Here is a 9,266-nt window from a genome sequence, read left to right as displayed (position 1 = left end):
CTCGGCCTGGCGGGCCTCGAGGGTTTTCTCCAGCGCGTCGAGCCGCTCTTCCTGCTCGTCGAGCCGGGCGGCGCGGGCGTCGAGCTGCTCGCCCCGCCGGGCCAGCCGTTCGGTCTCGCGCTTGAGTTCCTCGCGCTCGGCCCGGCTGGCCTGAAGGTCGGCCTGCAGGCGTTCGCGCTCGGCCTGCAAGGAGGCCCGCTCGCTTAAGAGGGCCTCGCGCTCGGCTTGAAGGCTGGCCTGTAGGCGCTCGCGCTCCTCGCGGAGCTGCTGCCGCAGGCGCTCCTCGCCCTGGGTGCGGAGCCGCTCGAGCTCGGACTGCACGCTCTGGCGCAGGTTCTGCACCTCGGCCTGGGCGCTTTGCCGCAGGCTCTGGGCCTCGCTGCGGGCGGCCTCGAGCTGGGCTCTGGCCTGGGCCTGGGCCTGCTCCAGAGCAGTCTGGGCCTGACGGCGGGCCGCTTCCAGGGTTTGCTGGGCCTCGCGGCGGGCAGCCTCGAGTTCACTTCGGTTGGCTTCGCCCTGGCGGTTGCTGCGCTGCAAAAGCAGCACCACCACCACCGACAGCACAATCACAATCAGGGTGAGTATCAGATCAAGGGGAGTAAAAGCCATCGGTACCTCCAGGTTTACATGGAGGTTCTCTCAGTTGCAGGTCTGGTCGGCGTCTAGCGGCTGGATAAATCCTTAACGGCTGTCGAGCTCATGAACGCGGCGCCCCTCTGGCCGCTGCTGCGGCCTGGTTGGGAACTGCAATCAGATGCGCTCGAGCCAAACGCCCGGCCAGTGGTAGACCGTGCCGAAGCTCTACACCAAGCTGCCCTGTAGCCCGGCTTGCGATCGCCGAGCACCTGATAAAAACTCTGGCTTCCTGGCCCTTCATACTGGGAGAACCCCGCCTAGCAATCCGCCTAAGCCTCGGCAACCACGGCTGAAGACTCCTCGTCCTCCTCAGCGGTTGCCAATACCGATAGCTTACCAGCTTGGGCCAAAACTTTCTCGCGGATCTCCTGAACCATCTGCGGTTCGCCCTTGAGGAACTCGGCAGCTTTTTCCTTGCCCTGGCCCAGCCGGGTCTCACCGTAGGAGAGCCAGGAGCCCGACTTACTCACCACCTCGGTGGCAATTGCTACCGTGACCAGGTCGGCCAGGGGGTCTATGCCCTTGCCATAGTAGAGCTCAATCTCGTGTTCGCGGAAGGGCGGGGCCAGCTTGTTCTTGGTGACCTTGACCCGCACCCGGTTGCCCACCGCCTCGTTGCCCACCTTGATGGGCTGGCCCTGTTTGCGCACGTCCAGCCGCACCGAGGCGTAAAACTTGAGGGCCCGCCCACCAGGGGTGGTTTCGGGGTTGCCGTACATCTGGCCCACCTTCTCACGGATCTGGTTGATGAAGATGGCCGCGGTGTTGCTCTTGGAGAGGGCTGCGGTCAGCTTGCGCAAAGCCTGGCTCATCAGGCGGGCCTGGATGCCCACAAAGGCGTCGCCCATCTGCCCCTCGATCTCGGCCTGGGGCACCAGCGCTGCCACCGAGTCAATCACGATTACGTCCACCGCGCCCGAGCGGGTCAGCAGCTCCACGATTTCCAGGGCCTGCTCGCCGGTGTCGGGCTGGGAGACCAGCAGATCGTCGGTGTTGACCCCCAGGCTCTTGGCATAGATGGGGTCGAGGGCGTGCTCGGCGTCCACAAAAGCCGCCACCCCTCCCGCCGCCTGGGCCTGGGCGATGATCGAGAGGGCCAGGGTGGTCTTGCCGCCGGATTCCGGGCCATAAATCTCAATAATACGCCCCTTGGGAATCCCACCGACCCCCAGGGCCATGTCCAGGCCCAGGCTGCCGGTGGAGATGACCTCCACTTGCTGCCGGGGAATTTCGCCCAGGCGCATCACGGCCCCTTTTCCAAACTGCTTTTCGATGGACTTCAGGGCCCCTTCCAAAGCTTTTTGTTTCTCCTTGTCCATAGGTGCTCCTATTCAAAGCTGGCGAACGCTGCACTTCAAGCAAGCGGAAACTGCTCTATAACACGGTATTGCGAACCCGAACGCTCCAGCTTCGACTCTACCAAGCATACTGCCTGGGCCTGGAATTGCAGATTCATCACCAGCGGCCCGATGCGAGGGGCCGGGCCCTTTTTGCGGGCCAGGGTCAGGTGCGGATGGAACTTGTGGGCGTTGATGTCGGGCAGGGCTCGCTGAAGCCCTTCGGCCAGGGGTTCCAGACCGGCCCCGGTGGCCTTGACAAACCAGACCCTTGGGGAGCCGGTGGCGGGAAAGTAGCCGGTTCCGCCCAGCTCGACCGTAAAAGCCGGTACCGAGCCGGCTACTTCTTGCCCGATTCGGCGGAACTCGAGCAGGCGCGTCTCGGGCTGCGAACCCAAAAAAAGCAGGGTGATGTGGAGTTGGTGCGGTGGGCTCAGCTTCCAGCCCTTGAAGCCCTGCACCCTGGCCTGGGCCTCGGCCAGGGCGTCTTGCACCCTGCGCGGGGGGAAGATGGCATAGAAGAGCCTCATGAGGGCCTCCCCAGAGCGGGCCGGGGGCCGGGGGCCGGAGGCTGAGGGGTTGGCCGGTGCCCGAAGGGGGCGCTTGACCCCAGGGCTTCGCAACGTGGCCACAGGTCGGGCAGTCGGGTCATCGGGCCCCCCGCAGTTCAGAGACCAGAAAGGCCAGGGCGGCGTGGGCTGCCCGTTGGCGCAGCATCTCCCGGCTGGCGCCGGGGAGACGGTAGTGGCGGGACTTGGTGCCGTCGGGCCCGGCCAGGCCCACATAAAGCGTGCCTACCGGCTGGCCCTCGAGGGTCTCGGGCCCGGCCACCCCGGTGGTCGAGAGGGCGTAGGTGGCCTGCAGCATTTCGCGGGCGGCGGAGGCCAGGGCCTCGGCGAAGGCGGCAGACACCACGCCGTGCCGGGTGGCTATCCCTGGGTCCATGGGGAGCTGGGCTTTGGCGGCCTGGCTATAGGAAACCAGCCCGCCCAGGTACCGCCGGGAAGCGCCTGCAACCCCGGTCAGGAGGGCCCCCAGTACGCCGCCCGTTACAGACTCGAGGGTGGCCAGGGTGGCCTGCCGAGCCTCCAGGGTCCTCAGGGCGAGCAGCGGCAGGGTGTCGTCGTCCTGGCCCCACACCGCTTCGCCCAGCAGCGGGCGAATGCGTTCGGCAAGGGGGTCTACCAGATTCGGCTGGCCCCGGATTACCACGGCCACGCCGTCCACTTTGGCGTAGGTGCCCACCTCCACCTGCCCGTTGCGCTGGAACAGCCCGCCCAGCAGCTCCACAATGCGCGACTCGCCCAGGCCAAAGGTCTTGAGACTCACCTGCTTGTAGGGCTTTTGCGGCAGGTGCAGCTGGGGCAGGGTCTCGGCCCACATCGGGCGCCACTCGGCGGGGGGGCCGGGCAGGCAGACCAGGTCTTTGCCTTCCCGGTGCACCCACCAGCCGGGGGCGGTGCCGCGGGGGTTGGCAATCCAGCGGGCCGAGGGGATTTTGAGGGCCTGCTTGCGGTTGGCCTCGGGCATCTTCCAACCCCGGTCGGCAAAGAGCCGCTCGAGCCATTCCAGCACCGCCGGGTCGGGCTCCAGTGCCTCGTCCAAGGCGGCTGCAATGGCCTCGCGGGTGATGTCGTCGGGGGTGGGGCCCAGCCCGCCCGAAAGCACCACCAGCCGGGCTTGGCGCCAGGCCTGGCGAATCTCCCCGGCCAGGGTTTGCAGGTGGTCGGCTACCCGTATTGTCCGGCGTACCTCCACGGCGTAGGGCCGAAGGCTGACGGCAATCTCAGCCGTGTTGGTGTCCACGGTTTCGCCGTACAAGAGTTCGTCTCCTACCCCCATGATTTCTGCTATAAACATAACAGCTCCTATAGATTACAACATCTTTTGAAATCCGTCAAAGGCGGCCTGGTCTATCATACGAAGGGGCTGCGACTTGGAACCCGACCCCACCTGAGCAGACTTCCGTCCCGGCAGCGCGGTATCCGGGTTACCGGGGCTTCCAACTTGTACACCCTACAGAACATGGCCCTCTGCTCCCCAGGGAGGCAGAACCATAAATCCCTGAAGCCAGAGGGACTTCCACCGAGGAGGCGTTTTTGCTGGGGCTTATCGCATGGGCAGACCCGACACGGTGGCCGACCAGCCCTCTACCTGCACCTGGTCGCCCGGGGCCAGCTCTTTTCGCAACAGGGCCAGGGCAATGGCCCCCAGATAGGGCGATTCCACCGCGGTGCCCACTCGACCGACCAGTCGCCCCTGGCGGTAGATGGGGGCCCCGGCGGGAATCTCCTTTTGTCCCAGCAGGCCCATCAGCTGGTAGCGGGTATGGCCCCGGGCCTCGAGCCGGGCCATAATTTCCTGCCCCAGATAGCAGCCTTTCTTGTAGCTGACCCGGGCCTCCCAGCCTACCTCCTGGGGCAGCTCGCCCAGGGCCTCGGGCAGGTCGGCCAGGCCGCGCTCGACCCGCCAGATCTGCCAGGCCGCACGCCCGACCGGGGTGGCCCCGTTCTCCAGCAGCATCTTGGCAAACAGGGGGGCCTGGTCGGCGCTGGCAAAAAGCCACAGCCCCAGTTCGTCTCGGGTCATGACCAGGGCCTCGGTCTTGCTCACGCCCCAGCGGGGCGGGAGGGCGCCCAGCCGCCCGGCGGTTGCCTCTGCTTTGGAACCTTGCAGGCGCAGGGTCAGCCAGCCCTCGAGCTCCCGCACCTCGACCTGGTCGAACACGATGTACTTGCGAAAACGCTGGGCGAGGGCTTTTGGGCTGGGGGTGCTAATCCAGAAGGACTCCCCCAGGTGCAGCACCAGGCCGGTGTGCTCGATCTGGCCCTTGGCGTTCAGGAATACGGTCTCGAGCCAGCTCCCTTCGGGCATCCGGCGGATGTCGGAGGTGCACTGGTTGTGCAAAAAGTCGCGCCGATCCGCACCCTTGACCTCGACCAGCCCATACTCGGAAAAGTCGAGCAGGGCGGCTCCAAAGCGGAGGGCCTCGAGTTCGGCTTCAACTTCGCCATAGCTCCACGGAATCTCCTGCTCACCCTGGCTGTGCCAGGTCACCCCCAACGACTCATGTAGAACTTTTAGCGACATACCTTCAGTTTAAGGCCCCAGCGGGCCACAAACCCCGCCGAAGTCACCAAGCGTTTGGGGGCGGGGGCGGTCTTGAATGACCCGATGGACAACTCACAGACGGGGCCGCCCTCGAAAACGAGAATGCGTCTGGGTCACGACGTTACGCACCCAAGCCTGGGCCCGGCCCGCGGGTGCTTGGTTCTCGAGTTTCCAGGCGGCCACACAGAGCTTTCTTGAACTCGAGTGGCTCACGTGTGAAGAGCCATCTACTTGACCTGCACCCGGTACAGGAAATACCCCCCCTGGGCGGGGAGCAAAGCCGGCAGGGAGCCCGAACCGCTGGGGTTGGGGGCGGTGCTGAGGCTGCACAGCGAGGCCAGGTTGAGGCTGATGCTGCTCACACTGCCCAGGTCGGGGCGTACCAGGGTGCCATTTGGGCAGGCCAGCTCGAGTTCGCCCGTCCCCCCGTAGGCGTTTTGGACCAGGGTGGTAAAGAAGGGAATCGGGTCGGAAAGTACCACATTGAAGATGGGCTGGCTGCCGATGTTCTGGTAGGTGATGCGGTACTCGAGCACCTCCCCGGGCCGCCCCTGCACGCTGGAGGCGAAGGAGCTTCCGGTGCTTATGTTGCGCACTTCCTTGAAGAGTTGCAGGCCCCCCGCCGTGACCACGGTGGTGGTGTCGAAGACCTGCCGGGTGTCGCTGATGGTCGGGTTGTTGGCCCACCCCAAGGCGGCCTGGAGCCGGGCCATGTCCACCCGCCCTGCTGGCAGGCCAGCGGGTACCACTACCTGCAACTCCAAAGCGCAGGCCCGCAGGCTACCGTCGCTTTCACGGGGCCAGGTGGCGTCCACCGTAAAGCTTTGCGGCAAAGGCTGGAAGCCCTCGCCTGCGTCGGCAAAATCGCCATCGCAGTTCACATCGCGGCGCAGGGCGTAGGTAAAGCCTCCCCCGCTCTGGCTGAGGTTTACCGTGCCCAGGGTGCCCGGGCGGTACAGGTGGCTGTAGGTGATGGTGCCGGGGCTGGGTGCCTGCCCCGACTGGTCGGGGCTCAGGCGGCTCTCGAGCACCACCCCAAAGTTGTAGCCCTCGTAATACTGGCCGGCGGCCAAGCTGCCGATGCTACGGCTGGCGGCGGCGGGCGCCCCGTAGCTGGCGGCCAGGCTCACGCTCGAGCCGTTCACGTTGCTGCCGGTGGCCGGCTGGAGGGGGTGGCTCAGGCTCAGGGTGGAGCCAAAACTGGCCGGGATGAACAGGGTATAAAGGCCGCTGGCATCGGTGTAGGCGCTGCGGCTGTTGCTTCCGCTCGAGGCCGTGACCAGCACATTGGGAATACCCGTTTCGCCCCCATTTTGCCGTGCGTCGTTGGCGCTTCCACCGCCCTGCCCATCGTCCCGGAAAACCGTACCCCGGATGCGTGAACCGTTGAACAGGCCAAAATCCTGGTCTGAAATGGGGGTTGTACCCATGCTGATGGGGCGCGAGCCCGACGGGTTGATGAAAAGCCAGCCTGCAGGGGGCGTGGGGGTGGTCGCAGTAGGGGAGGTGGCGACGAGCAGTGTGTAGCTGCCCGGGGCTACGGCGCTGAAGCTGTAGCTGCCGCTTCCCGTACCCACCGCTACCGATTGCACCACGCTGCTTCCTTGAATCAGGTTCACATAAACAGTAGGGCCAACCCAGGTTTCATCCGGCTCACGCACCTGATTGGGTTGTGTGTCGGCATAGATGCGGCCCGATAAGCTCGCACCCAGGATGGTAAGGGTGGCGGTGGCAGGGCTGGTGTTGTTGCCCTGGTTGGTCTGGAGGGCGCTGGTGCCTAGGGTGTTGGTGTAGCTACCGGGGGTGCTTCCCACGACATTCACGCTCACCGTGCAGAAGCCGCCTGCGGGTATCTGTGCTCCGCTGCTGAGGCTGACCGAGCCGCTGCCTGGGGTGGCGCTCACCGTGCCGCCCGAACAGGTGCTCGAGGCTGCGGACGGGCTGGCTACCGTCAAACCCGAGGGCAAATTATCAACCAGGGCCGCTGTGAGCGTGGCAGCCTGGGCATTGGGGTTGGTGAGGGTGATGGTGAGGGTGCTGGGGTTGCCAATCCCGACGCTGGCGGGGCTGAACGACTTGCTCAAGCCGGGTGGTGTGGGAACGGTGCTGCTGACATTGGCGCTGGCTGTTTGGTTGAAGGCGGTGCCTAGGGTTAGGGCGTTGTAGCTAACTGAGGCAGTGTTGGTCAGGGTTTGGCCGGCGGCGCTGGGCTGTACCTGCACCCGAAAACGCATGGAAGCCGCCTGAGTGGGCAATATCAGGCCGCCCTGGCTGGCATTGGCCCCGGTTCCGAGGCGGAAGCGAACACAGGGGGGGCTACCAGACAGTTCGCTGCACGCGCTGCTGTACTCGGCAATATCGTCTCCTGCGGCATCGCTGAACGCGCCGGTAGGTGCTCCAGTGGCATTGCTGACGACCTGCAAACTGCCTGGTACGTACTGGGTGCCCGAAGGGATGGGGTCACTTACGACAACGTTGATGGCTCCATCCTGACCAGTGTTGGTGAAGCTCACCGTGTATTCCAGAATGTCTCCTATGAGCACATTGCCCCCGTTCAGGTCAGCCACGGTTTTGGTAAAGGTGGAAGTGAGGTCGGGGGCATAAATGTTGATGGCGAAGGTGAGCACCTGTGGGAAATAGACATCCCCCGTAGAGGTGAACTGCAAGTCTACCGAGGTGGTGCTGTTGGGCAGGCTGTCGTACTGCACGATGTCGGCGTCCAGAGCTAGCTGATTGATGTAGTCCGGGGACTTTGCACTGTAGCGGGTGCCTAAAGCGCTGATGCTCGAATTGAAAAAGTTGTTGCTGGGGTTTTGCGAATCACTCAAGCTGGACCAGGTAGTCGCGCCGGTGGGGCGAACCTGGAAGGAGTCCCCCGTGAGGCCAGCGTCCCCTTCCCAGGCAACTGCACCGATTCGAGCCTGTACAGCGCCTACTGCTGGCGTAAGCAACCCCGAAACGGTTTGGGTGACGTTGTTGCCACTGCTGACTACCGCCAGACCATGTGAAACTGTCAGGCGGCGTAGGGGCTCAGAGGAGTGTTGGTAGACGACCACCAGGCTCCAGCCAGCGTAGAAACCCAGGCTGTCATTGCCTGTGAGAGCGGTAATATTGCCTACCCAGTAATCTCCTGCTCCGGCAGTTTGTACCAGGCTGGTCACGTTTGCAAAAGCCGCGTAAGGGCGGCTGGTGGCGGCCCCTTGCGTTGTGATGGTTTCTATCCAGTCTGCAGTAATGGTCTGGTAGCTGCTGCTGCCGGGAGGCCGCCAACGAATCTGGTTTCGTGTGGTTGTGCTGGGGTTGGCACGGGCTCCCCAGTACAGCCCGGCAAAGAGCACCTGAGCTCCACTCGGTAGGCTCAGGGCCGCTCGAGAGGAATTAGAAGTGGACGAGTCTGTGTCGAAATCGATAAATGCTGTTTGAACATTGTTGTTCAGGTTTGTATTGCTGGTATCGCAGTTGGGTGGGTTGCTGGGAGTGATGGTGCTGTTGCCACAGGTCATCAGGGTGTTGCCTAGAATCCTAATATCCCCGGTGGTGTTGGAGTTGAACACGGTGGCAAAGCTGCGTACAACCTGGGCGTGGGCTAGGCTCAGGGCGAGTGTTAGCCAGAACACAAGAAGCTTTTTCATCGGCTCCCTCCCAGGAAGTCCAGCCGAATGTAAAAGCCGGGCGCGGTGTCGGGGGTCAGGCCCACAAAACCGCCCAGGGTGTAGCCTGCATTGAACCACAGGCCCTCCACCAGGCGGAAGCTGGCCTCGAGCGAAAACGCCGTGGCGCTGCTCTGGGTTCCGGGCTGGAGCTGGTAGTAGACGGCGGCCCCCAGGCCCAGCCAGTCGGTGAGGTAGTAGTTGCCGCCCAGGCCCAGCTGGTAGGTGTGGCCAGTGGGGTCGTCGAGTTTGAGGCGGTAGGCCAGGCTGGGCCGGAGCTGGAAGCTCAGGCTGGGGTGATAGCTGGTGGCCAGGGCGCCCTCGAGCACCCGCTCACTCCCACTATTCAGCCGGTGGTAGCTCAGGAGCGAGGCATCGCGCCCACGCAGCGCGTAGGCCAGGGTAAAGCGACCCTCGAGGACGGGCAATATCTGGTAGTTGGCGTCCAGCGAGAGGGTCTGCTGGGCATCGAGCTGACCGGTGGCCCCGGCCCGCCACACCAGCTTGGGCTGGCCGGCGGCCCAGGCGGTCT

5 protein-coding genes and 2 pseudogenes are annotated in these 9,266 nt (G+C 64.5%); all 7 read right to left on the bottom strand.

Annotation, left to right across the window (positions count from 1 at the left end; genetic code table 11):
- Nucleotides 1-609, bottom strand: a pseudogene (locus NZN28_RS12820) (ribonuclease Y); the annotation flags it as partial.
- 296 nt (nt 610-905) lie between these two features.
- Nucleotides 906-1,955, bottom strand: a complete 1,050-nt coding sequence (recA, locus tag NZN28_RS12815; RefSeq protein ID WP_295398738.1) for a recombinase RecA — start codon at nt 1,953-1,955, stop codon at nt 906-908.
- A gap of 35 nt (nt 1,956-1,990) precedes the next feature.
- Nucleotides 1,991-2,503, bottom strand: coding sequence for an RNA 2',3'-cyclic phosphodiesterase (gene thpR, locus NZN28_RS12810; RefSeq protein ID WP_295398737.1), 513 nt, complete (start codon nt 2,501-2,503; stop codon nt 1,991-1,993).
- 118 nt (nt 2,504-2,621) lie between these two features.
- A complete protein-coding gene (locus NZN28_RS12805; protein ID WP_295398736.1) occupies nt 2,622-3,833 on the bottom strand; it encodes a CinA family nicotinamide mononucleotide deamidase-related protein in 1,212 nt (403 codons plus the stop codon).
- 249 nt (nt 3,834-4,082) lie between these two features.
- Nucleotides 4,083-5,063: a glycine cleavage T C-terminal barrel domain-containing protein gene (locus tag NZN28_RS12800; RefSeq protein ID WP_295398735.1), complete on the bottom strand. Its 981-nt coding sequence runs from the start codon at nt 5,061-5,063 to the stop codon at nt 4,083-4,085.
- A 248-nt stretch (nt 5,064-5,311) separates the two neighbouring features.
- Complete coding sequence (locus tag NZN28_RS12795) at nt 5,312-8,716, bottom strand: hypothetical protein (RefSeq protein ID WP_295398734.1); 3,405 nt, start codon at nt 8,714-8,716, stop codon at nt 5,312-5,314.
- Nucleotides 8,713-9,266, bottom strand: a pseudogene (locus tag NZN28_RS12790) (hypothetical protein); the annotation flags it as partial. The pseudogene NZN28_RS12790 and the gene NZN28_RS12795, both read right to left, overlap by 4 nt.

The sequence above is a fragment of the Meiothermus sp. genome (assembly GCF_025056915.1).
GTDB lineage: Bacteria > Deinococcota > Deinococci > Deinococcales > Thermaceae > Meiothermus.
The sequence above is the reverse complement of the archived record's forward strand: the minus strand, read 5'-3'. Positions and strand labels throughout refer to the sequence as shown.